General features: G+C 35.4%; 23 protein-coding genes, 1 pseudogene and 1 riboswitch. Of the genes and pseudogenes, 11 read left to right on the forward strand and 13 right to left on the reverse strand.

All coding sequences use genetic code 11. The features are described from left to right. Nucleotides 1-54 precede the first annotated feature (54 nt). Both IGK21_RS06935 and bsh read left to right on the forward strand, forming a co-directional pair. The gene (locus tag IGK21_RS06935) at nucleotides 55-1,080 is read left to right on the forward strand and encodes an AI-2E family transporter (RefSeq protein ID WP_010737621.1); all 1,026 of its coding nucleotides are present in this window, start codon (nucleotides 55-57) and stop codon (nucleotides 1,078-1,080) included. Nucleotides 1,081-1,384: 304 nt separating this feature from the next. Further along, the gene (gene bsh, locus IGK21_RS06940; RefSeq protein WP_063627142.1) at nucleotides 1,385-2,362 is read left to right on the forward strand and encodes a choloylglycine hydrolase; all 978 of its coding nucleotides are present in this window, start codon (nucleotides 1,385-1,387) and stop codon (nucleotides 2,360-2,362) included. A 124-nt stretch (nucleotides 2,363-2,486) separates the two neighbouring features. On the opposite strand, the gene IGK21_RS06945 is transcribed toward bsh, so the two are convergent. Then, nucleotides 2,487-3,770: an LPXTG cell wall anchor domain-containing protein gene (locus IGK21_RS06945; protein ID WP_181915001.1), complete on the reverse strand. Its 1,284-nt coding sequence runs from the start codon at nucleotides 3,768-3,770 to the stop codon at nucleotides 2,487-2,489. A 143-nt stretch (nucleotides 3,771-3,913) separates the two neighbouring features. On the opposite strand from IGK21_RS06945, the gene IGK21_RS06950 reads away from it, so the two are divergent. From IGK21_RS06950 to IGK21_RS06985, 8 genes and pseudogenes are all read left to right on the forward strand, one after another. After that, on the forward strand, nucleotides 3,914-5,461 hold the full coding sequence (locus IGK21_RS06950; protein WP_181915002.1) for a helix-turn-helix domain-containing protein: 1,548 nt from the start codon (nucleotides 3,914-3,916) through the stop codon (nucleotides 5,459-5,461). Nucleotides 5,462-5,673: 212 nt separating this feature from the next. Further along, nucleotides 5,674-6,242: pseudogene (gene ahpC, locus IGK21_RS06955) on the forward strand (alkyl hydroperoxide reductase subunit C). Nucleotides 6,243-6,253: 11 nt separating this feature from the next. Beyond that, nucleotides 6,254-7,792 (forward strand): alkyl hydroperoxide reductase subunit F, encoded by a 1,539-nt coding sequence (gene ahpF / locus IGK21_RS06960; protein ID WP_181915003.1) that lies wholly within the window; start codon nucleotides 6,254-6,256, stop codon nucleotides 7,790-7,792. A gap of 148 nt (nucleotides 7,793-7,940) precedes the next feature. Then, nucleotides 7,941-8,288, forward strand: a complete 348-nt coding sequence (locus IGK21_RS06965; protein ID WP_010737628.1) for a DUF2200 domain-containing protein — start codon at nucleotides 7,941-7,943, stop codon at nucleotides 8,286-8,288. A 70-nt stretch (nucleotides 8,289-8,358) separates the two neighbouring features. Further along, nucleotides 8,359-8,883 carry a DUF308 domain-containing protein gene (locus tag IGK21_RS06970; RefSeq protein ID WP_053766849.1) on the forward strand — a complete coding sequence of 175 codons (525 nt, stop codon included), beginning with the start codon at nucleotides 8,359-8,361 and terminating at the stop codon, nucleotides 8,881-8,883. 246 nt (nucleotides 8,884-9,129) lie between these two features. Next, nucleotides 9,130-10,281, forward strand: coding sequence for a cation:proton antiporter (locus IGK21_RS06975; protein ID WP_010719107.1), 1,152 nt, complete (start codon nucleotides 9,130-9,132; stop codon nucleotides 10,279-10,281). Between the two features lie 71 nt (nucleotides 10,282-10,352). Continuing rightward, nucleotides 10,353-10,805, forward strand: a complete 453-nt coding sequence (locus IGK21_RS06980) for a MarR family transcriptional regulator (protein WP_063627145.1) — start codon at nucleotides 10,353-10,355, stop codon at nucleotides 10,803-10,805. 173 nt (nucleotides 10,806-10,978) lie between these two features. Then, complete coding sequence (locus IGK21_RS06985) at nucleotides 10,979-12,181, forward strand: MFS transporter (protein ID WP_181915004.1); 1,203 nt, start codon at nucleotides 10,979-10,981, stop codon at nucleotides 12,179-12,181. 113 nt (nucleotides 12,182-12,294) lie between these two features. On the opposite strand, the gene pbp4 is transcribed toward IGK21_RS06985, so the two are convergent. The 4 genes from pbp4 to IGK21_RS07005 form a co-directional block, all read right to left on the reverse strand. Continuing rightward, nucleotides 12,295-14,331: a penicillin-binding protein PBP4(5) gene (gene pbp4 / locus IGK21_RS06990; protein ID WP_181915005.1), complete on the reverse strand. Its 2,037-nt coding sequence runs from the start codon at nucleotides 14,329-14,331 to the stop codon at nucleotides 12,295-12,297. 121 nt (nucleotides 14,332-14,452) lie between these two features. Beyond that, a complete protein-coding gene (locus tag IGK21_RS06995; protein WP_010737634.1) occupies nucleotides 14,453-15,334 on the reverse strand; it encodes an LCP family protein in 882 nt (293 codons plus the stop codon). 79 nt (nucleotides 15,335-15,413) lie between these two features. Next, on the reverse strand, nucleotides 15,414-16,607 hold the full coding sequence (locus IGK21_RS07000; RefSeq protein ID WP_034698076.1) for an FtsW/RodA/SpoVE family cell cycle protein: 1,194 nt from the start codon (nucleotides 16,605-16,607) through the stop codon (nucleotides 15,414-15,416). Nucleotides 16,608-16,720: 113 nt separating this feature from the next. Further along, a riboswitch (M-box (ykoK) riboswitch) is annotated at nucleotides 16,721-16,886 on the reverse strand. Between the two features lie 458 nt (nucleotides 16,887-17,344). Next, nucleotides 17,345-17,959: a flavin reductase family protein gene (locus IGK21_RS07005; protein ID WP_034698079.1), complete on the reverse strand. Its 615-nt coding sequence runs from the start codon at nucleotides 17,957-17,959 to the stop codon at nucleotides 17,345-17,347. 228 nt (nucleotides 17,960-18,187) lie between these two features. Between IGK21_RS07005 and IGK21_RS07010 the strand changes: the two genes are divergently transcribed. Continuing rightward, nucleotides 18,188-18,958, forward strand: coding sequence for an ankyrin repeat domain-containing protein (locus IGK21_RS07010; RefSeq protein ID WP_034698082.1), 771 nt, complete (start codon nucleotides 18,188-18,190; stop codon nucleotides 18,956-18,958). 283 nt (nucleotides 18,959-19,241) lie between these two features. Here the strand turns inward: IGK21_RS07010 and IGK21_RS07015 are convergent, their stop codons facing one another. The 8 genes from IGK21_RS07015 to IGK21_RS07050 all read right to left on the reverse strand — a co-directional run bounded on the left by IGK21_RS07015 (nucleotide 19,242) and on the right by IGK21_RS07050 (nucleotide 24,990). After that, a complete protein-coding gene (locus IGK21_RS07015; RefSeq protein WP_034698084.1) occupies nucleotides 19,242-19,715 on the reverse strand; it encodes a YbaK/EbsC family protein in 474 nt (157 codons plus the stop codon). Between the two features lie 202 nt (nucleotides 19,716-19,917). Continuing rightward, nucleotides 19,918-21,678, reverse strand: a complete 1,761-nt coding sequence (locus IGK21_RS07020; RefSeq protein ID WP_181915006.1) for a 1-deoxy-D-xylulose-5-phosphate synthase — start codon at nucleotides 21,676-21,678, stop codon at nucleotides 19,918-19,920. Nucleotides 21,679-21,960: 282 nt separating this feature from the next. Beyond that, nucleotides 21,961-22,203 carry a GlsB/YeaQ/YmgE family stress response membrane protein gene (locus IGK21_RS07025; protein WP_010719097.1) on the reverse strand — a complete coding sequence of 81 codons (243 nt, stop codon included), beginning with the start codon at nucleotides 22,201-22,203 and terminating at the stop codon, nucleotides 21,961-21,963. 36 nt (nucleotides 22,204-22,239) lie between these two features. Next, on the reverse strand, nucleotides 22,240-22,785 hold the full coding sequence (locus IGK21_RS07030; protein ID WP_010719096.1) for an Asp23/Gls24 family envelope stress response protein: 546 nt from the start codon (nucleotides 22,783-22,785) through the stop codon (nucleotides 22,240-22,242). A gap of 12 nt (nucleotides 22,786-22,797) precedes the next feature. Then, a complete protein-coding gene (locus IGK21_RS07035) occupies nucleotides 22,798-22,986 on the reverse strand; it encodes a DUF2273 domain-containing protein (RefSeq protein WP_010719095.1) in 189 nt (62 codons plus the stop codon). Nucleotides 22,987-22,998: 12 nt separating this feature from the next. Then, a complete protein-coding gene (gene amaP, locus IGK21_RS07040) occupies nucleotides 22,999-23,562 on the reverse strand; it encodes an alkaline shock response membrane anchor protein AmaP (protein ID WP_034698091.1) in 564 nt (187 codons plus the stop codon). Between the two features lie 689 nt (nucleotides 23,563-24,251). Then, a complete protein-coding gene (locus IGK21_RS07045) occupies nucleotides 24,252-24,410 on the reverse strand; it encodes a cyclic lactone autoinducer peptide (protein WP_034698094.1) in 159 nt (52 codons plus the stop codon). Then, nucleotides 24,394-24,990 (reverse strand): accessory gene regulator B family protein, encoded by a 597-nt coding sequence (locus IGK21_RS07050; protein ID WP_034698099.1) that lies wholly within the window; start codon nucleotides 24,988-24,990, stop codon nucleotides 24,394-24,396. The genes IGK21_RS07045 and IGK21_RS07050 overlap by 17 nt, the downstream gene beginning before the upstream one ends. Nucleotides 24,991-25,019 lie beyond the last annotated feature (29 nt).

Raw genomic sequence — 25,019 nt, forward strand, 5'->3', positions numbered from 1 at the left:
CGCTTTATAATCAAATATGTACGCTATGACTTAAATTACTTGGAGGTTGTTGATTTGTCTGTTTACCAACGCTTTTTGGCGAATGAAAAAATTCGTCGTATGACTGTTCTATTAATCATTATTGTAGTCCTTTTTCTTGTGAGAAGCATGATTACAACAATTTTACTAACTTTTATTTTTACGTATTTAATGATTCACTTAGTGCAAATTATCCAACGATTCATTAAGGTTCCAACCGGGGTATTAACCATTATTGTTTATGCTCTTGTGGTTTACCTAATCTATTTAGCATTTACAATTTATATCCCCGTCTTGGTACACCAAACATTTGACATGGTCAAATCAGTCATCAATTTCTATGAACATCAACCCAAAGACGCTGATCCGGTTTTACTTTATATCCATAATTACATTGAAAGAAATGATTTCTTTGAACAATTACAAAATGGTGCATCAATTGCTTTAGGCTATTTGCAAGACTTTGGTAAGATGGCTGTCGCCTTTACTATGTCTTTTATCTTAAGTTTCTTTTTTATGATCGAAAAGAAAAAAACAATCCTATTTTCCCGCTTATTCTTAAAAGGCGAATTTTCTTGGTTCTTCCAAGACATTTATTACTTTGCTGATAAATTTGTCAATACCTTTGGATTAGTATTAGAGGCACAGTTCATTATTGCTTTATTAAACACGATCCTCACAACAATTGCTTTAGCTGCTTTTGGTTTCCATCAGTTGCTTAGTTTAGCAATTATGATCTTTATTTTAAGTTTGATCCCAGTTGCTGGTGTCATTATCTCTTGTGTGCCCTTATCCTTTATTGCGTATTCTCAAGGTGGCATAAAAGATGTGGTTTACATCTTATTAACGATTTTAATCGTCCATTTACTTGAATCTTATGTTTTGAATCCAAAATTGATGTCTAGTAAAACAGAATTACCGATTTTCTATACCTTTATTGTATTATTGATCAGCGAACGCTTTTTAGGAGTATGGGGTTTGATTGTTGGTATTCCAATTTTTACATTTTTATTAGATATATTAAAAGTGAAAGAAATTCCCAACCATCCCCTCAAAGAGTGACTTTCTTTGAATCAGAACCTGTAAGATTTACTTCAGTTTAATTGTCATAAAAATTTTGTGACGTCTCTAGCTCTGAGAAATAAGTCGAAGAATCCCTTCTAGTTAGGGCATTCTTCGGCTTATTTTGCGCTAAAATTTTCTAGAACACCGCACACTTGTCTTGTTAATCCTTACAAAGTAAATCCATCTTAGAAAAGATCTTTTTTTATAATAGGAGTTTTTTTAATCAAAAATCAGTTTTTCTGGTAAAAAATTAAAATTAGTATTATCATTAATTTATATTAATAAAAGGAGGAGATGTATCATGTGTACATCCATTGTTTATGCAACTAAAGATCATTATTTTGGACGAAACTTAGATTTAGAGCTTTCTTATGGACAAGTAGTGACAATTACGCCTAGAAACTATCCTTTTAAATTTCGTCGAACGGATCCTCTACCCTCTCACTATGCGTTAATTGGTATGGCTGCAGTTGTTGATAATTATCCGTTATATTTTGAAGCAACAAATGAAAAAGGACTTAGCATGGCAGGTTTGAATTTCCCTGAAAATGCTCATTACTTTGAAGAAGACTCTGGTAAAACCAATATCTCACCATTCGAATTTATCCCTTGGTTATTAGGAAAATGCGCAACAATCGATGAGGCAAAAAAATTACTTGCTGAGATCAACTTAGTAAATATCAATTTTAGTGAAGAACTTCCACTTTCTCCTCTTCACTGGCTGCTTGCTGACCAAAATGAAGCTCTCGTGATCGAATCAACCATTGATGGTTTGAAAATTTACAATAATCCAGTCGGTGTATTAACAAATAATCCACCTTTTGATTATCAATTGTTTAATTTAAATAACTACCGTCATGTTTCTCCTACTGTATCTTCCAATCATTTTGCGAAAAATCTAGAGTTGGATGTGTATAGTCGTGGAATGGGTGGATTAGGCTTACCAGGCGATTTATCATCTGCTTCTCGTTTCGTAAAAGCTGCCTTTACAAAATGGCAATCAGTCTCAGGAGATTCAGAGATGGAGAGCGTGAACCAATTTTTCCATATATTAACATCCGTGGAACAACAAAAAGGATTGTGTGATGTAGGAAATGGGAAGTTTGAATATACGATCTATTCATCTTGTTGTAACATGGACAAAGGGATCTATTACTATACTACTTACAACAATCACCAAATCACCGCAGTTGAAATGCATAAAGAAAATCTCGAAGGCACTGAATTGATTACTTATCCAGTGGTTGATCAAGAACAAATACATTATTTAAACAAATAAAAAATAAGTGATTCAATACTTATGGTTCATCACTTATTTTTCTAGTAATTTTCTAATTTATAAAGAAGAGAATGAGGATGTACTCCTCATTCTCTTCTTTTAATAATAATATTATTTGTTTGCTTTAACTTTGTTTTTCACTATTTCGTAACTTTCTCACTCCGAAAATAGAGAAAATGATAAGTGTAAACCCAAGATACATAAAACTTGGTGTTGCTTTATCTGCTGTTTTTGGTAATTGACCACTTATACCATTACCAAGAGATTTTTCATTATCTGAGAAATTATCATTGTTTATTTCATAAGTGTTTTCATTTTTAGGCGTTAAACTACCTGATAAAGACATCTGATGCGATTTTTCTTTGATCATATCTGGCAAAATTACTTGATTTTTCGTATTAACGTCAATTAAAGATTCCCCCACAGTTGGAAATTCTTCTTTCTTAGGTATCTCGATTTCCACTTGAGGTTTTTTCATTTCATCTGGCGTTGGATCAGTCGGTTCAACTGGATCTGGCTTTTCTTCCGGTGTTGGATCAGTCGGTTCAACTGGATCTGGCTTTTCTTCTGGCGTTGGATCAGTCGGTTCAACTGGATCTGGTTTTTCTTCCGGTGTTGGATCAGTCGGTTCAACTGGATCTGGTTTTTCCTCCGGTGTTGGATCAGTTGGTTCGACTGGATCTGGCTTTTCTTCTGGCGTTGGATCAGTCGGTTCAACTGGATCTGGTTTTTCCTCCGGTGTTGGATCAGTCGGTTCGACTGGATCTGGTTTTTCTTCTGGCGTTGGATCAGTCGGTTCAACTGGATCTGGTTTTTCCTCCGGTGTTGGATCAGTTGGTTCGACTGGATCTGGCTTTTCTTCCGGTGTTGGATCAGTTGGTTCAATTTCTGGTAATTCGGTAAAATTATCCTCATCAACATTAAGCATTTCTTCAACTGTCTGACGTTGACTATAAGGCGTAAGATGCTGATTATCTGTCGGACTGCCATCAGCTACTTTGATCGTAAATAATGCTGGCTTTGTTAAATGTTGATTTAATGTTACAGTAAAGGTAAAACTAGCCTTATGTCCATTAATCTGAAGCGTAGTTGGATCGTACCCAATCGTCAATGCTGGATCAACATTCTCAAATACTACATTGGATTGTGAGATTGGTTGTCTATCGCCTGAATAGCTGACACTGGCTTTGACTGGTACCGTTTTTCCCACCGGAAATTTCATGATTCCTGAATTTGTTGTGGAAAATTCATCCTGTAGTGTGATACAATTCACGTTTGCCCACCCAGGCTCTTTCGTTTTAGTAACGATTGGGTGGTGCTCTTCAATCTTTACTTGTTGCGTTGCTTCGGCAGTTACCGATAGGCCTGTCAAAGCAACAGTAGCCATTATAAGTTTTAAGTGATTCATTTTTACATCTCCCCCGTTTCAAACACTTTTGGCTTGCAATACATAAGATAATACAAACGGCTAAAATATTATTACTGTTTTTTTGTTCAAAATAGCTAATTTTTTAGTAAAATGCTGGATGGAAAATCAAATGGAGGAATAACATGCAAACACAAGAAGCAATCAAAAAGTATCTTTTAAATAAAAAAAGTGTTACCAAGCTCAATATTTTTCTTTTTCTTGCAGAACACCCATTCTTCATTACCACTCACTACCTCGCTGATTATTTTGAGATGTCTGATTCTAATTTTTTGCTTTATCTCCAAGAATTAGAACAGGATTTTATGACACTTGATTTAGAAGATGTTTCTTTGATCAGGCAAAAGAAATTTGTCCAGTTAGATTTAAAGAATACAGATAGTGCAAAATGTTATTATGAATTATTTGGAAAATACTGTTTAGAATCGACAAATTTTAAAATTTTAACAGCCCTGTTAGAACCAACTGGTCATTCAATTGTTAGCATTAGTCAAACAACAAATTACAGCTCCTCTTATCTTTATTCCAAAATGAAAGCTGTCAATCAGTTCCTTAAATTGTATGGGATTGCATTTAAATTTACAGCTAAAGGAAAAAAAATCGTAGCAGGAACGGAAGTACAGATCCAGTATTGTTTTTTAGATGTTTATTGGAATATTTTTTCAAATACTTCTGTCCCCTATGGCATGGAAACCCCACAATCTATTACGTATGAACTAACAACTTATTTTAAACAAGAATTACTTGATGCCCTAAGTGGAGGGATGAAAGAGAAATTATTTTTACTATTAAAAATCTGTGTAGAGAACTTTCCAGTTACATCGTTGAAGAATGTCCAAAGAGAGTTTAAAGAATATGACTATATTGAATACTTGGTTACTCCAGAATTTGATTTGCTTAACGATCATTTATCTATTTGTCATGAACAGCGGGTTTTAATCAACCTGTTAGCAAGATTAGCGATCTCAAAACTAGAAAGTGACGAGCTTAGCTTTCAACATTACCAAATGTTACTAGAAGCTAATGTTCCTTACATCGTTTACTCTAAAAAGCTAGTGGAGTCTTTTAGCCGACACTTTCATTTAAAAGTACCAGTAAACCAACAAAAACTTTATGCCTTGAACTTTGCTCGAAATAAACTTTTCAGTACTTTTTTGAATCCTGATCAACCCAATACTCCTTTACCTACCTATACTTTATATGAAGGAAAAGAAAATTTTGAAAACTTACAAAATGAGATCAAACAATTCTACGTCACTTTTAGACAAAAAATCAGTAAAGAGCTGCCAGATCTATTGATCAAAGAAAATATGCAATGGATCGTTGAAGACTTACTTCATTTGTATGATCGCTTTAAACCTCAACACTCGATCGTCATAGGTATCAATTACACCAAGGATTTTTATGTGAGTAAAGATTTGATGGTCAAAATCGAGCAGATCTTTTCTTCCAAGTCGATCATCATCCAAAAAAATTATATGGAAGAATGTGATATCATCGTCAGTGACTGTCCCTTAGAGCATCTGCCGTCACATATCAAAAAAATCTATTTATTGGACAATTATGTGACACCGCAAGAATGGAAAAAAGTAATTACTCAAATTGCTGGATATATCTTTGAATTAAAACAAGAAAATGATTATACATCTTGCACACCATTTTCTAATAAATGATCCAATGCAGCCGTTCATGGAAAAATAGTCGACGAATCCTACTAAACAAAGGAAGCAGCCACTATTCCCATGTACTGCTTTTTCTATTGCACCTATAAATAACCTCCTATTTTTACGAGACATTCTTAAAATAACCAAAAAACCTTTGACTTTGCAACCGTTATTAAATTATATTAATTATAAATAAAGTAAAATAAATTGGAGGTTTTCATATGTCATTGATTGGAAAAAAAGTTGGAGAATTTACCGCACAAGCTTATAAAAACGGAGAATTTATCGATATCAGCGATGCTAATCTTACTGGTAATTGGAGTATTATTTGCTTTTATCCAGCAGATTTCACTTTCGTATGTCCGACAGAATTAGAGGATTTACAGGAACAATACGATGAATTAAAATCACTAGGCGTCCAAGTCTTTTCTTGTTCAACGGATACCCACTTTACACATAAAGCATGGCATGGCATGACTCATCTGAAGCTATCGGAAAAATAGAATATGCCATGATTGGCGACCCTTCTCACCACATTTCTCGTCTATTTGATGTATTGAATGAAGAAAGTGGACTTGCACAAAGAGGAACTTTTATCATAGATCCAGATGGTATCGTACAAGCAATGGAAATCAATGCTGATGGTATTGGACGTGACGCAAGTGCCTTGATTGACAAAATCAAAGCCGCACAATATGTACGTACGCATCCTGGTGAAGTTTGTCCAGCGAAATGGAAAGAAAGTGGCGAAACACTAAAACCTAGTTTCGATCTTGTTGGAAAGATTTAGAGGATGAGCCGATGTTAGATAAGGAAACGAAACAAAATTTAGCTCAGTATCTTGATTTAATGGAAGCACCAGTCGTTTTTTCGGTTAGTACAGATGACACTGCCAATTCTCAACAATTATTCGAGTTTGTGAACGAAGTGGCAGATATGACTGATAAAATTACGGTTGAACAAAAGACGTTGCCACGTACCCCTAGCTTTGAAATCAATTCTTTACAAAAGACTAGCGGGATCACTTTCGCAGGTATTCCTTTAGGCCACGAGTTTGCATCTTTCCTCCTTGCTTTATTACAAGTAAGTGGACGACCACCTAAAATAGCTGATACTTTGATTCAATCCATTTTAGAAATTAATCAGGCTCTACATTTTGAGAGCTATGTCAGTTTAACTTGTCACAACTGCCCTGATGTTGTTCAAGCGTTAAACATTTTAGCGGTTTTGAATCCGTTGATCACCCATACGATGATCGAAGGTGGGATGTATCAGCATGAAATCACTGAAAAACAAATCATGGCCGTGCCAACCGTCTTTTTAAACGAAAAAGAATTTGCTAGTGGACGAATGACGATTGAACAAATTTTAGGAAAAATAGCTGGCCCGAATCTAATGGAACAAAAGAAAATCAATACAAAAGAATTATTTGACGTTCTAGTTATCGGTGGCGGTCCAGCAGCAAGCAGCGCAGCGATTTACGCAGTTAGAAAAGGCCTCCGTACTGGACTCGTAACTGATACACTTGGCGGTCAAGTCGTAGAAACGTTAGGCATCGAAAATCTAATCGGTACACCTTACACAGAAGGTCCACGATTGATGAAACAAGTCGAAGAACATTTACGGTCTTATCCTGTTGATGTTATGACAAATCAACAAGTTGTGTCACTAAAAAAAGTAGCAGATCTCTTTGAAATCAATTTAAAAAGCGGCAATCAGCTGAAATCAAAAACAACGATTGTTGCAACAGGAGCTCATTGGCGTTCAATCAATGTTCCTGGTGAAAAAGAATTTAAAAACAAAGGAATTGCCTATTGTCCTCATTGCGATGGTCCCCTCTTTGCCGGAAAAGAAATCGCAGTGATTGGTGGCGGAAATTCAGGGATTGAAGCTGCCATTGATTTAGCTGGGTTGGCGAAACATGTATATATTTTAGAGTTTCTTCCGACACTTAAAGCAGACCAAGTATTACAAGATAAACTAGCTACTTTAACAAATGTCACTGTCATTCTAAATGCCCAGACGAAAGAAATCAGTGGTCAGACAAAGGTTGATTCGTTGAGTTATATCGACCGTTCCACCCAGGAAGAACACACAATAGCTGTTTCAGGTGTGTTTATTCTGATTGGTTTGGTTCCTAATACGGATTGGTTAGTTGGAACACTAGAGTTAAATGATCGAGGAGAAATCATCACTGATGCCCATGGTGCTACCAGTGAAGCAGGACTTTACGCTGCTGGTGATTGCACAGATAGTGCTTATAAACAGATCATTATTGCTATGGGTTCGGGTGCTACAGCAGCCCTTGGTGCATTTGACTATTTGATGAGAAAAGAATAACTTTGCTACAAATCTCAAAAGGTTAAGACAAGTTTATTCATCAACTTGCCTTAGCCTTTTATTTATTCTTTTTTTACAATTGCGATAAGTACACATTTATTGAACAAACGAATATAATAAAAGAAAACTTATCGTAGGAGGTGCTATCATGAATCAACGAATTTTCACCATGAGTTTCTCAAGTGTCTACCCTCTCTATGTAAAAAAAGCTGAGAAAAAAGGACACTCTCGGTCAGAAGTGGATGAAATCATCCGCTGGTTGACTGGTTATACCGAAGAAGAATTACAAAAACAACTGAAAAATGAAGTAACGTTCCAAGTCTTCTTTGAACAAGCACCCAAACTGAATCCAAACAGACAGTTGATAACTGGGGTGATTTGTGGTGTGCGAGTGGAAACGATCAAAGACCCACTGATGCAGGAAATACGTTATTTAGATAAGCTAATTGATGAACTTGCAAAAGGCAAGAAAATGGATAAAATATTAAGAAGCTAAATAAAAAAACAGGTTTTTGTTTGGTAGAATAACCGTTTACCGTTACAATAGAATAAAAGGAGGTTATGTTATGTTTGAAATGATACGTACTAATTTTCAGCGTTACGCATTGCTAAGGTCAGCCATTTACATCATTGCCGGACTTGCAATTGTGATCAATCCGACAGCTGTATTCCATTTTATTGGCTACCTCATTACAGCGTATTTTGTTTTATTGGGGATTTTGAATCTTTTAGAAGCAAATAAAAACCGAAAACAAACGGGTGCATGGGGATTTGGTTTAATTAGCGGGATTGCATTTTTTATTCTCGCACTAATCGTGTGGGTCTTTGCAGCAGCAATCGTCTCGCTCTTACCAGTTATCTTAGGTTTAGTTATTATCCTAAAAAGTCTCTTTCAATTATTCGTCGGACTTAACACCCGTTCGAAAGGTTGGAGTGCTTATAGTATTCTCTTATTGATTGGTGGTTTGATTTTATTATTCAATCCATTCAAAAGCGTCATGATACTCTTCCAATTATTTGGTGGGCTATTAATTTTCATGGGTATCTCAGAAATCATTACCTATTTCAAAGTGAACAAGAGATATTCTTAAGGAAAAAAGAGGTTGCATGTGTATTAGTTTGCTTAACTAGAAGATAGAAAAAGCTAATTTTCTAAAAGCTTTTCATTTCTAAGAGTAAAACTTTCTGAATGCTGCCTCTTTTTATTTGCTCTTAAAAATTTTTCATTTTCGAGTCTCTTTTTGCAGTTTTCTAGATAATCTCTTTTCACCACAAATAAAATAATTAATGTTATTATATATTTGAGACTATTGAATAAAGAAAGGTTTGACTATCTTATGGAGTTTATTGGTATTTTATGTTTAATCCTTGTTGCAACTACAATTGGTTCGCATATTTCGAGAAGATTTGGAATTCCGGCTGTTATTGGACAATTGTTAGTTGGTGTATTACTAGGACAAGCAGGACTTGGCTGGGTTCATCCTAATATTTTAGTTCATGATTTTTCTGAAATTGGTGTCATTTTGCTGATGTTCTTAGCAGGTTTGGAAAGTGATTTATCCTTATTGAAAAAATATTTTAAACCAGGAATGTTTGTAGCACTTTTAGGAATCCTCTTCCCTGTCTTTTTCGGTTGGCTTACTGGCGAGGCGTTTCAAGTAGCGAACAATGAAGCAATCTTTTTTGGGATTATTTTAGCTGCGACTTCTGTTAGTATCTCTGTCGAAGTATTAAAAGAATTAAATGTTGTGAATACGAAGGAAGGATCAACGATTCTAGGTGCCTCTGTTGTTGATGATATTCTGGTTGTTCTAGTGCTAAGCTTCAGTTTATCTTTTTTAACAGGTAAGTCTACGAGCAACCTACCCCTTCCTTTACTCTTGTTGGAACAACTATTCTATTTCTTATTTATCTTTTTATTAGTGAAATGGATCGCTCCATTTTTAATGTCTCTAGCAGAAAAAATCTATGCGAATTCAGCCATTATCATTATGTCATTAGTCATTTGCCTAGGAATGTCTTATTTAGCAGACCTGATTGGGTTAAGTTCAGTAATTGGGGCATTTTTTGCTGGGATTGCAGTGAGTCAAACAAAAGTAAAACATGAAGTTTACAATAATGTTGAAGCTTTAGGATATGCAGTATTCATCCCCGTCTTTTTTGTGAGTGTTGGTTTAGAAGTAGATTTTTCTAACTTTAGTGAACAGATACTATTTATTTTGATTTTGACACTCGTAGCGATTCTGACTAAACTTATTGGCGGATATATTGGAGCAAAATTCTCTGGTTTTTCTTCCAACAGTGCACTCATGGTAGGAGCTGGTATGATTTCTCGTGGTGAAATGGCACTGATTATTTTACAGATCGGACAACAAAGCAACTTGATTGAAAATCACTACTACTCTCCTTTAGTGATCGTTGTTTTGTTAAGTACTCTGATCTCACCTCTGATTCTTAAATATTTCACTAAAAAAGTATACGCCAATTAACTTACTATCTATCAATGAATGTTGTGATGATAATGTCCATTCGTTATACTAGAGAAAAAGGACGGTGAAAAATGGACTCAAGACTTAAATTGATTAGTGAGATGGTCGATCTGACTAACGAGATCACTTGGCGTAATAAACCAAAATTAGAACAAGTACTCGAAGGCTATTCTTTAAATGAGATCGACTTAATCGAAAAAGTAGCATCAATTCCAAATCCAAATGTAACCAAATTAGCAAATGCTAGTTACATGACTCGTGGAGCGATTAGTAAGCTAACTAAAAAAATGATCACTAACGGCTTACTTGAAAGCTATCAGAAACCTGAAAATAAAAAAGAGCGTTACTTTCGCCTGACAGCTGAAGGTCAGCGTATTAACAAAATGCATCAAAAGCTCCATGAAGAATTTCTTAAAGAAAATGAGGTCGTTTTTCAACAAATGACTAAGGAAGAGTTTGATACTGTTTTTCGTTTTATCGGTCGCTTTAGAGAAAATTTAAAAAGAACAAAATTAGAAAAATAAAGTGCATGTGTAATCATCCGTGATCTTAAGATCACGGTTTTTTTTGCTCTCTGCTTCGTTAGATTTCATTCTTCTATCGTAGTATCTCTCCATTTATTGTTGACAAGGAAACAATAAACATATACTATATAAAATGTTTCCTAGGAAACATTTTATAGCTAAGGAGTTTTGATATGAATACAACAATCAACAAACATGCACTCGTTTTTGGTTTCACTTCGATCTTTTTGATTGGATTAGGGTTAACAATCGTTAATCCGGTCATCCCATTTATGGTAGAGCAATACACAAAAAACACACAGCAACAAGCAACCATGGTGACACTACTCAGTGCGATCTATGCTTTTTCCATGTTTTTAGCCGCCCCTATGTTAGGCGCACTCAGTGATCGGTTTGGTCGGAAAATTATTTTGATCATTAGTTTGTTTGGCTCTGCGTTTGGGTACTATTTATTTGGCTTTGGTGGAGCTTTATGGATACTTTTTCTTGGTAGAATAATTGAGGGGCTGACCGGCGGTGAAATCTCAGCTATTCTTGCCTATTTTGCTGATTTGACACCAATTGAAAGTCGAACAAAATATTTTGGATGGATTAGCGCGACTGTTGGGATTGGAACTGCAGCAGGTCCTTTGATTGGTGGGTTCTTGGCACAGTACGGACCAGCAACTCCCTTATACGTTGCCTCCTTTTTGTCTTTGAGTAATGCGGTTTACGGTTATTTTTTCATGCCTGAAAGTTTGACTAAACGTGAACGTACAAGAAATCTTTCTCTTCAGCAAATCAATCCCTTCAAGCAACTCCAATTGGTTTTCACTTTTCGATCAGTCAAATGGTTATTGATCACAGGTTTTTTGATTTGGCTACCCAACGGTTCATTCCAAGCGATTTTTGCTCAATTTTCAATTGATACTTTCCATTTATCGCCAATCATCATCGGTTTTACTTTCTCGTTAATTGGCATTATGGACATTATTGCTCAACTGTTGATTATGCCGATTTTATTAAAATTTTGGCGAGAAAACCAGATCATTACTATGGGTATTATCAGTGAAATGATTGGTTATTCTGTCATCATCCTTTCCGCTTTTTATAGCTCGATCCCCTGCTTTATCATCGGCATGGTCTTTTTCGGGCTAGGTGATGCGATTTTTAGTCCTTCCTATAATGGTTTGATTTCAACGTATGCTAGCAAAGAGGACCAAGGGAAAATCCAAGGGGCTTCACAAAGCATCCAAGCATTAGCCAGAGTGATCGGTCCGATGATTGGTGGTCAACTATATGCTACTTTCCATCATACGATGCCATTCATTATTGGATTCATTTTATTAGGTTTAGCTACTTTTATCGTTAAACCAAAAGTAAAAAGATCATTCTAAAGCATCCCTATATAAAAAAACTAATCGAGTGACTGTAGTATTCTAAATAATTTAGGTTTCCTAGCCCAAATGTAAGTAGTGACTACAGTCATTGATTAGTTTTATTCATTCGTCTATTGATAGTTTTGATTCAAGTATTGGAGCAACTCAGGTGCACGTTTCGTTGCAGAATCACCTTCTGCTTTATCTTCTAACATGCTGATCATGAGATAACCATTTGTATCAGGATTCACAGCAAATAGGAAGCTATTTTCTTGTCCTTTTTCATCTTGTTTTTCTTTGATTTCCGCTGTACCAGTTTTTGCTGCTATTGGTATGCCTAAAGCAGCTAAAGAATGAGCGGTACCATTCGTATCTTGAACAACATCTTTCAAATCTGGCAGAATCGTCTGTACAGCTGTTGAAGCAATGACATTTTGTTTAACTTTCGTTTCTTTATCCATCTCTAATTTTGGATAAACGAGATTTCCATTATTGGCAAAAACAGAATACATCGTTGCTTGTTGGATCGGATTGATCAATAGTTCTCCCTGCCCATAACCAGTATCTGCTAATAAGATTTCTGACTTGAAACTATCCTTATTTGAGATTTGTGCGGGATTCATGCTGATCGGCAAATCTAAGTCTTCCCCAAAAATGAATTTATTTAATCCTTCGCGGAATTTCTTCTCACCCATTTTCAAGGTTTCTTGAGCCATATAGATATTATCTGAATAAATCATTGCATTTCTCAGATTGACTTGAGGCACATCGCTGACACGAGTAACTTGATATGATCCCCATGATTGGTCTTTTTGCCATTTCAATCCATTGATCGTCAATACTTCGTCTGGATTCAGCGTTTGATTATCTAATCCGATTGCGGCAGTAATCATTTTAAATGTAGATCCGGGAGCGTAACCGGTAGCAAAACGACTAATAAATGGTTGGTCTTTATTTTCAGTATAGGCTTGATAATCTTCTTGGGAGATTCCATTTGTCATTTTGTTTGGATCATAACTTGGAGAGCTAGCTAATACTAACAATTCACCCGTTTTTGGCGAAGTCGCTACTGTTGAACCCGCTTTTCCACCTAAACTATCAAATGCGATTTTTTGAGCATCGGCATCAAGAGTTAATTTGATATCCTGACCATTTTTCACTTCTTGATCGATCAATACTTCTTTTTCTGTCCCATCAGCATCCGTAATACTCAATTTTCCCCCATTGGTGCCACGTAGTTCTTTGTCATAAGTCATTTCCAGACCAGAACGACCAATTTTACCATTACTACTTAATTCAGCATTCTTTTTGATATCTTCTGCTGAGATATCACCAACATAACCAATCAATTGCGCTGCTGCTTCGCCTAACGGATAGGTGCGACCATCAACTTCTTGGATCGCTGCTCCGCTTGGTAATTCGGGGGTTTGTCCATCAATGATTTTTAGAGGAACAAAATAGTCCGGTTGTACCCAACTTTGAGAGATAGCTTGATTGATTTCATCTTCTGAAAGATCGAAAGCTGCAGCAATTGCTTTGATGTTTGCTATTTTCTCTTCTTTTTCTCCTAGCTTTCTAGGAACGATCCCTAACTGTTTCAATTTGCCCGTCGTTGCTAATTTCTTTCCATTTCGATCAAGGATATCGCCTCTTTTAGCTTCCTCACTAGTCAGACTTACTTTGTCTGTATCTTCCATTTGAGGAAAAATCAAGTTCGGCTGCCAGTTGATTTTGATCTGATCATTTTTATTTGTCAAAGTTCCTTTATATGATAGGTCTTTTAATTCGCCTAAGCTTGTATTCATTTTAGCTTTATAAGAAAAAGAATAGGTTTCACTATCTTTTTTCGTCACTTTTAAATTAGAGATTTCCAAGCCTTTTATGGCCACAGCTCCGTAAATGTTTTGGTATTTTTCAAGAGCTTCTTTTTCAGAAATTGTCTTCTTAGTCTGTGAATCAATTTGCGTGTATGACATCGCCTTTTTGTAATCGCCAGTACTCAAACGTTCCGCAAACTGTTGGATCGTTTTTTCTCCTGCTGAAACCACTTGCTCTTCTTGCGTTTTTTGATAGTAAAAATACCCGCCACCAGCCGCAAGAACCAAAACAAGGGCACTTGTTAGATAAACGCCAGTCTTGTTCCTATGATGATTGTCACTTCGTTTCATTTTGTCCCTCCGCTCACATTTTCTTATCTTAACTTCTATCCATTTTACCATAAGAAAAGAAGCTAGAACACAACGACAATCGCTTGTTTCTAACTTCTTACACTTTAAATAAAATGTAAATCTATTGGTCTAAAAACTGATTGATTGCTAATTGATTTTTTTCTAAATCAAGTTCTAGTACACTACCAGAAGGTGTGTAATCATTAAAATTCCAACTACCTTCAACTGGTACAGATAACGTATCAATTGGTTTGTCATCTTTTAAGAAATCAATGCCACAATCAATTAATACACTTTCAGGTAAATTCGTTTTAATACTTCCCAAGAGTTGACCGATTGCTTTTGGTAATTTAAGGATGGAAGTCACATCTTTTAATTGCTTAGAAATTGCTTTGATCACTTGTTGTTGTCTTCTGATCCGTCCAAAATCTCCTTCAGCATCTTCTCTAAAACGCGCATATTGCAATAAGGTATTCCCATCCATCGTTTGTTCACCTTTTTTGATGTATACACCATCCAAGTCTAAATCTTTCTCAGCATTGATATCTACGCCGTTAGGGAATAGCTCATTGACACAATCAATGAAATCTTGGAAGGTGATACTTGCATAATAAGGTGTTTCAAATTTGAAATTTTCTTTCAATGTTTGGTTCAAAAGATCAATCCCGCCATATGAATAAGCTGCGTTGATCTTATCTTGACCATGCCCAGGTATATCTACATAAGAATCACGCATAATCGAAACCAATTTTGCTTTTTTAGTTTTTTGATTATACTGAGCAATCATCAAAGAATCTGAACGTCCATTTTCTTCTTTCGACCGGGCATCAGAGCCAATCAATGCCACATTGATAATCTTAGGAACACTTTTGGCTTCTACTTTTGGTACATCGTCTGCTCGACTCGTTGAAGAATAACCATGAACAAACTCAAAAGAAAAATAGCCGATGACAATGACGACTGCCGTCAATAGACCTAAAATCACTTTTTGAAATGTTTTCATTTTCGATTCCTCTTTCTAACCGAACCTCTTACTTGAAATATAGCCATTTTTTTATTATGATAGTCCAATTGAGAGATTCTTAATTGTTCTTGTTTAACAGTTCAGGTTTCTTGAGTTGTAACCTCTCAACCTGCTTATTTTTCTCTTTCACTTGTCGAGACGAGATATTCAAAGCTAATCCAATAGCGAAAGACAAGATTAAATAGCTTGTTCCTCCGTAGCTGACAAATGGCAATGGTACACCTGTCATTGGAATTAAACCAAGGATGCTTCCAATATTGATACTTGTCTGAACGAGTATCCATGTCCCTACACCAATTAAGATCAAAGTTGCCTGTTGGTTCTTTTGTTTCGTACTCTTTTGGAAGATTCGCATACATAATAAGAAAAGCAAAAACAAAACAAGTAATGCGCCTATCAACCCAAACTCCTCAGCAATGACTGAGAAAATAAAATCTGTTTCGGATTCAGGGAGATAACCTTTTTTAGTAATACTATTCCCCATTCCTCGACCAAATAGGCCACCGTTGTATAGTGCATAGTAAGAGTTACTCATCTGGTATCCTGCACCATGTTCATCTAAAAAAGGATTATGAACCATTGCGATTCGGTCATAAGCGTGTTCAAAAAATGAAGGTAACAAATGATGCTTTTCAAGTAGTAAAACTAAGCCAGCTACTAAGATCAAGCTAGCAATCGCTGCTCCGATAATTATCAACCCTTTTTTAATGGGAATAGCTGCAGCCCAAAAGATAGCTCCAGCAATAGCTAAAATCATCAGTGCTCCCGCAATTTTAGGTTGAAACAAAACAAGCACGGCGATTCCGCCCACGATCAACACTGGTATATGAAGTTTCTCAGGAACACTGCGGTCATTTCTAAAAAAACGACTTAAATATAAAATCAAAAAAATGGTTGCGATTTCTGACGGTTGAAACTGGATTCCAGCGATTGAAACCCACCGCTGGGCACCATTAACTGTTACAGCAAAAATCCCGAGTTTCATCATCGCTAATAATAAGCCCGATACAATCAATCCAGCTTTTATTATTCTTGGTTTCAGTAGAACTTGTAATCTGATGGAATAGGTCAATACAATTACGCCCCAACTAAGAATAATAAACAAAAATTGCCGAATAAATAAGCTTTTAGGATCACTTCCTGCTACCAATAAACGATAGGAACTAGCACTATATATCTCTAAAAGACCGACAATTGACAAAGCCAAATAAGGGCCTAAAATCAACCAGTCGATCTTTCTGTTTTTCCACATCGCATATCCCCCTCCTCTTACACAAGTTAGGCGAACACGAGCAGTTAAATATAGAATCAGTTATAGAATATAAGAAAAGGTCAGAAACCTTTTCGAACAAGAATTCTGACCTAGCATCATCTCATCGTCCGAGTTTTAGCACTATACAACGTAAAGAAACACTCTTAGCTATTTGAAAAAGCCTTAATCCGACAATTCCTGTTTGACTCATTGGCGTCTTTCGACGTTTCTGAGCAATAGCATATGTTTGTATAGGAGCCTCACCTAACAAGGTTATTACTATTTTTATTTTTTACAGAGTTAATAGTAAGCTTCTTTAACTATTTTAGCAATCATTTATTTGATAAAAAAACAAAATTAATCAATCTTTAATATATTTCCCCTTTTTAGGAAGTCGTTTAATATGAAAATCCTTTGCTAACTTAATTGATTTTTCTGTTTTAATTTTCTCGTTTTCACTTTTCGGAATAAATTATAAAGTTATCTTAACATTTACATACCAGTTTATCCATGCACCAGAAAACCTCATATCTGCCTTTTTACTTGTATATTTCAAATAAAACTTTAAATCATTCGGTTTACCTAAAAAAACTTTATTGTTTTTTATAACTAAAAAATGTTTTAGCTAAATTTAATTTCTTACTCCATTCATGAAAGAAATGAACTTACGCCAATATTATAATACTATTTTTAGGATTATACATCCTCTAAAAATAACATATTTATCGTCATGTGGTTCACTTTGGCCTAGAGATGGTAAAGATTTTCCCTAAGGTTGCATAATCATTCCCTGCTAATCGACTAACTGGTTGTAGTTTCTTGGGATCGATCTTCCCGGATACTGGATCATATACCTCTTCATTTAATTGATACGTATGGATTTTTAATAAGAAAAGATCGGCAGTAACTTCTTGCTCATTCTTAATTTCGAGATGGTCATATAAATCCGTTTCAAAAACAATTTTTGACTCATTGATTGGTGGAATTGAACCATTCCTATTTATTTTCGTAGTCAAGTTAGTCAAGGTTAGTTCACTTTCTTCTTGCGGAAGAGTTGCTGCTGTTTTATTGACCTCCACCACATTTAGCTCATCTAAAACTTGGATAATTGCTTCTTTCCTTATTAAGATATTTTTAGCAGTATCTTTCATCTGCTCATTTTTTCTTTGGACAGCTAACGAAACGATGGGTGGATTTGAACTAACGATATTAAAATAGCTGAATGGCGCAATGTTTAAGTTCCCTTTCTCAGTTAATGTTGAAACAACAGCTACTGGTCTGGGAATAATTGAACCAATCAGTAATTTATAATTTTCTCTTTCTGTTAATTGAGATGACAAACGTGTAAACATCTACTCCCCTACTTTCATTTGACAGAATCAAAAGCTGTTCTCCTGTCTAGATTTAGTCAGACACTATTTTTTACTATCTATCATTGTTCTTTTTTTGTCAAGAATCCGTCTTGGAAGCGTTGCTTATTACGTTTTTGCCTCTATATAAAGAGCTGTGCATTGTTTAGCAAGTATTTATTTTGCTGTTTATGGCTATTTCAACTAAAATAATATGGAGGAGGCGTTTTCATGAAACCTTATTCAATCCTATGGTTATTCCCTACGTTATTGGTATTTGCAGGATGTGCCGATCATTCCTCTCAATCAAATGGTACTAATACTAGCACGAATTCGATTGTTTTGGATTCTACAACTTCTGCGCCTTTACCAACTAATTCCAACCATCCATCAAAGGAGGAAACACCAATGTCAATTGCTCCAGGTCGCTTGTTACAAGCTGTTAGTGCCGAGGATTTAAATCTAGTTCAAACGTTGTTAGACCAATCAACTGCGATGATTGATGAACAAAATGAAAAAGGAGAATCCCCATTATTGATTGCTGTCCACCATAATATGATCGATATTGCAAAAATCCTCATTGATCACGGTGCGAACATCAACTTACAAGATCATATTCAAGATAGCCCTTACTTATATGCTGGCGCACAAGGAAAAACTGAGATTCTTGCTTATATGCTTGAAAATAGTGAACCTGATCAGTCGATCGTTAACCGTTTTGGTGGTAATGCCTTGATACCAGCTGCCGAAAAAGGACATTTAGCCAACGTCAAACTTTTGCTAACTGATGGTCGTGTTGATATCGACCATCAAAATCATTATGGCTATACTGCCTTGATTGAAGCTGTGGCTTTGCGAGATGGCTCAAAGATCTACCAAGACATCGTCCGAGAATTATTGGCTCATGGTGCAAATAAAGAATTGCGTGATAATCAAGGGAAAACTGCCGAAGATTATGCCAGAGAATTAGGATATGATCAACTATTATCTCAATTAACTTGATTACAGGAACAAAATAATTTCCAAATAAAAAAGCTGATGATCGATGTTTTATAACAAAATGACACTTTTGTTTATAGCTTAGACATTTGCTTTTTTGTTTTACTTTCACGATCGTCTCATCGTTTTTGTCTGAACCATGTTCGATTTACTTTCTGATCAGCTAAGCTTTTTGATATGGAACGTCACATCTGCTACTTTACTCATGCGCAGTTTTTCTATCACGAAACCTTACGTTAAACAAAAGGTTTTACTTAAGATGAACCTGTTTCATTATGGTTACAGGTCACTTCCCTGCTGGTAATACATACGTTTTTATTTCTAATATTTGAATGATCTTATCTAAATCAGCCACTTTGACTACCAAGGTTTGATCAGGTCTACCAGGTGCAAATACTAATTTTTCCTGAGCGAATATTTCTTCATCAATAATGACAGGAACAGATGATTCATAACCAAATGGTGAAACAGCACCTGGCTTTTGTCCCGTTTCCGCTTCCATTTCTTCAGCCGAAACAACTGACACTCTTTTACCAATCAGTTTGCTTAATTTTTTAAAGTCGCTTCTTTTAGTCGTGAAGGTTAAAAAAATATAGCGATTGTTTTGTTTATCTTTTAGATACAAGCTCTTCGTCTCAGTACCACTAAACCCTTGTTCCTCTTTTACAACTAACGCATCCTCATTGGTATAAATCGGACGATGGCGATAAAGTTCAAACTCAATCTGGTTTTGTGTAAATATTTCTTGCAAATCAATCAAAAAAATACCTCCTTAAAAATAGATTATTTCTTTACTTTTCTATTCTATGGGATTCTTATCGATAAAAGCAATGTTTATTTCATTACTCGTTCGGTTTATGCCTAACTTTGTTTACATAATATAAATATAGTTTATTTAAGTCGGATTTCTTAAAAAAAACAGAGTAAATTCGTTTGATATCACGAATTTACTCTGTTTTTTTCTATTGATTTAAATTGCTAAGACTATCTGCTACGATTTGTTTTGGTGTCAGATGGTAACGTTCATACAAATTTTGAATAGGTACACTATCAGTAAACTCTTTTTGAGAACCAAAGTTTAGAACTTGGATTGCTGAATCTCCATAATAGCGACTGATTTTTTCACCAAATCCGCCCGAAAGACTACCATCTTCTAAAGTGATAATCAATTGGTGATTTTCTTTTAATTCTTCTAAAGTTTCATGATCAAGTTCGGTGATCGTTCCAGGGTTAATCAATGTGCCTGAAATCCCCTGATTCGCAAATTCTTCTAAAGCTTGTTTACCTAATTCAAGGAAGCCACCTAGTGCTAAGATCGCAACTTTATCTCCAGCAACCAGACGTTGGTATCTTGGAATAGCGTAGTCTTCTGCGATCGCTTCACCAGATGTCACACCATGAGCAGGGATTCTAATAGCAACCGGTGAATCGGTTTGTGATAAACTCCAATCCAACATCGATAGTAAGTCTTCCTTCGTAGCTGGCGCTAGATATTTAATATTAGGAATACTTGAAAGATAAGGAATATCAAAAGTCCCTTGGTGAGTACGATCACTTCCTGAGATGCTTGCTCCTCCAATTAGAATGACTACTGGATTTTCGTTGATCGCTAAATCATGAGATAATTGATCATATGCTCGTTGTAAAAACACACTTGAATGGAATACCACAGGTCGAATCCCTTGAGATGCTAAAGCAGAAGCAAATGTGATCGAATGTTGTTCTGCAATCCCCACATCAAAGTAGTGTTCTGGATGTTTTTTTTGAAATTCCTTTAAGCCAAACATTCCTGGAATCGCAGCATTCACAGCCACGATAGGCGTTGCACTTGTTTTCGTTTTTTCATCAAGATAGTTCATAATTATTTGATTAAAACTTTCACTAGTAGGAGCATTTTTCGCTTCGCCTGTTTCTAAATCAAACGGTACATGCCAATGATATTTCATTTTGTTTTCGACGGCTGGCTCATAGCCATGACCTTTTTCGGTGTGAACATGTAAAACGATTGGATGGTCAATGTCTTTAATTTCTCTGAAAACCTCAATTACTGTTTCTAAATCATTACCATCCGCAATGTAGCGATAATCATACCCCATCGCTTTAAATAAATTATCATTACTTGTCCCATTGCTTTCACGAAGCTCTGCTAAATGACGATATAAACTTCCCTGATTCTCATCAATGGACATTTCATTGTCATTCACTAAAACGATCAAATTAGAATTGATTGTTCCACCATTATTCAAACCTTCAAAAGCTAAGCCTCCACTTAAGGAACCATCCCCGATAAAAGCAATGATATTTCCTTTCTCCTGTTTCAAATCACGGGCTTTTGCAAGACCGACCTCTAAACTGATCGAAGTTGAAGTATGCCCCACAGTAAAATAATCATGTTCACTTTCATGTTGATTGGAATAGCCACTAATTTCGTGGTAGCTTCCCTCCTCAAATCCATTTTTACGACCAGTTAATAACTTATGTCCATAAGATTGATGGGAAACGTCCCAAACAATTTTATCCTTGGGCGAGTCAAACACATGGTGGAAAGCAATTGTTAATTCCACGACACCCAAATTTGGGCCGACATGTCCTCCGATCGCACTATTTTTTTGTAAAATCTTTTCTCTCATTTCTGTAGCTAATTCAGACATTTCGTCTATCGTTAGTTTTTTTACCTCTGTTGGACCATTGATTTGGTCTAAGATGTTTGTCTTTATACTCACTATTCTCTCTCCTTTTGCAATAACATGTCCGAAAAGAATAACTCATTTCGGCCTTAGTAATTGTTACCACAAAAGATATTGTACTACTTGGAGTCAACTCTAAGTCAAGAGGATTTTGAGTAAAACTTCACAATAACAATGATATTTTTATTCTAAACAGCTTACACGAATAAACTTTACTAACTAGACCGAATTTTTTTAAAGTAGATAAAAAAAGCTGAGACAATTATTGTCTCAGCTTCTGATTTTATTTATGATCGATCAAATGATCCGATCAAATTCTTACAGTTTACGAGCAAAGAATGATACGACCAATACAAGAATGATTGCACCAATCAATGATGGAACGATTGCCATGCCCCCGATACTTGGTCCCCAAGTGCCAAGTAAAGCTTGTCCGATCGCTGATCCAACTAGACCTGCGACTACGTTAGCAATGATTCCCATTGAAGAACCTTTATTTGTAATAGCCCCTGCAATTGCTCCGATAATACCACCGACGATTAATGACCAAATAAATCCCATTTTAATTTCCTCCTAATTTCTTTTACTAACAATCAATTACTGAACACGTGGTTCAGTGTTTTCTTTCACTTTTTGTGTTCCTTTATTCATAGCTGCTTTTGCTTTATCTGTTTGTTTTGAAGCAAATTGACCAGTTGATTTAGCAGCATCTGTCACTTTGTCTTGGACAGTTTCTTGATCTTTTGCATATTCTTCTTGTGTTTTGATATCAACTACATTCACATTCACTTCAATTACATCTAAATGTGTCATATCATTCACTTCACGGCTGATCAAGTCTTTAATTTGATCATAGATATTTTCAATATCTTTTCCGTATTCTACAACGACATCTAAGTCAACAGCTACTTGTTTTTTACCAACTTCTGCATTGATTCCTGCTGTGACATTATCCGTGTTCACTAATTTTTCAGCAATGTTTGAGAAGAAACCGCCATCTAATGTTAATAAACCATCAACATCTTTCAAAGCATAACCGATGATTTTTTGAATTACTTTATCTTCGTAAGTTAATTCTCCACGTGAAATATGGTTATTCTCAGATGTCATTGTATTTGTGTTTTTGATTTCTTTGTTTTCCATGTCCAGTTCCTCCTAAGATTTAAAAAATTGATCAAATATTTTTGTTTCTTTCAAATAAAAACCAATGCCTGCACCTATAGCAGTCATGATTAATATTAGAAGTGTTTTAAAAAATCCAACTGTTATCCATAAAACAGCTAACAGTAAGCCAAGTCCCCCGAAGATAATAGGGAGCTTGTACGCTGAAAATATCTCTTTCATGATGGGCCCCTCCTATTCTACTCGAGCGTGCTTGTGTGCATTACTGTCGTAATCTTCAAATCCACTATAAGTAACAGCTACAGCGATGTTTTGTTCAGTACCAAGTACTCGTGCCACTTGTTGTTCAATGTCACGCATCAATTCTCCTGTTTTACCAATTAAAGAGGATGTTCGTTTTAAATCCCCTTTTACATGGACATTGATTTTATTTTTTGTTGAGCGTACTCGAACTTTTGGTGAACCAACAAATTCTTCTTCATGTAATTGTGATCGCACAAGCCCTTCGATTGCTTTCTTGTCTAAAGTCAGTTTTCCATCTTTTTGTTTTAAAACAAACGTTCCTTTGGATTTTGGATAGAAAAGAACAACTAATAACAAAATAAGCACAAGTATAGCAAAAACGACAGCTGTCCAAAATAGATATTGTTGCATGTAGTAGTTCGTTATGACAAAAAATCGAAAACGTTCCAACTGTTCTGGCATCATATACGGTGCGTTGATCAACGCAATCCCTAAAAGCACCGTCAGCAAGAATAAACTTGCAAGAATACCGACGATCTTCCACCCTTTATTCATTCTCCACCTCCTACTTCTAATTGACCGTGATCACACATGTTATTTACAAGATTTAATAGAAAGCGCTACCATGCCATGCTAATACTAATAGCCTTTTTTCACTTTCTATGACAATCATTCATAAATAACGTTTCCCTCCAATAGACTGTATTGCCTTTTTTCTATTGGGTATATTTAAAGGATAGTAGTCTACATTAAAAAATGCAAAGATAATGCTCAGTTATTATTACAAAAAACTATCAGTTGCTATGAAAATTTTCTAATATTTATCGTTTCCTACTCTCTTTCTTCTTTCTTATCTGTAAAAAACAGATAAAATTTCTTTCCAAATATCTTTTAAATGAATTATACTTAAGTAAAGATCATTTGAAGAAATGGAACGCTTTAGCCATGTTTTTGAAAAAAGGGGTGTTGTGAGATTATGGTAAAGAAAATAATTTATGCTCTAATAACTACCTTAATTTATTTAATCGTTTCTAATGCAGGGAATTTATTTTTTGGAATTTCAAAAGAATTTAGTTGGACAACGACATTATGGGAATCTTTTTTCTTTTTTATATTTGTTTTGCTCTTACAAAATTATCGAAAAAAATAAGTCTTAGGGTCAAAATAGCAACTACTATTTTTGATCCTAAGACTTATTCGTATAATGAATTCTTTTTATTCCACTAGTATTTCTATTTCCAAGTTTATTTCTCGATTTGTTTCAATGCATCAGGTACTTTTGGTTCATAAATAATTCCTGTACACATTGTTCCTTTACCTATAGCTTCTGTAGCAACAGCAATAGCAACAGTTGCTAAAATTTGCATGTATTTTAATTTTTTTGAGCTAATTTTTTTTAACATTTTCTTCATCCTTTCTTTTTTGAACAAACATTAAAAGGGTTGAGATCATCATGCCTAACAACAGTAAGGTACGAATACGGTTACTTGATTGAATCCCACCAAAAATAGTTAGGAACAAACTGACCACTATCATCTGGCTCTTTCCATTTAGCAAAGAACTTTTCGCCGGTTTTTGTGCGATCACTATCCCTTTGAACCACAAGATCAAGCAAATCATGAGACTGCAGATCATAAAGGTGGCTCTTGTGACATCTACAGCAAAAGTAGTAACTAGATATGGTAATAAGACAAAGAAAAATAGACTTAAGGCCGTACATACATTACTATCTCTTGCATGGAAACTTTTTGTTGTTCTTCTCATTAGTGTAAATGCCAAATGAGTAGTCAAAACCGGCAGAATAATATGAAGACACCCAGCTAAACAGTAGATAAAAAATATCTTTGAACTAATTACCAGAAGAACAGCTAATCCATATTCCATTTTTGCCAAGTCAATTTCTGACAATTGTAATTGTCTTCCTATCCGCTTACTAATTGTTTTTGAAACTTTTTCTTCTAAAGATATAGATTCTTCCGACATTTGATCCGCTCCTTTTCATCTATATTATA

This window comes from Enterococcus sp. DIV1421a (assembly GCF_051711025.1).
Lineage (GTDB): Bacteria > Bacillota > Bacilli > Lactobacillales > Enterococcaceae > Enterococcus_B > Enterococcus_B hirae.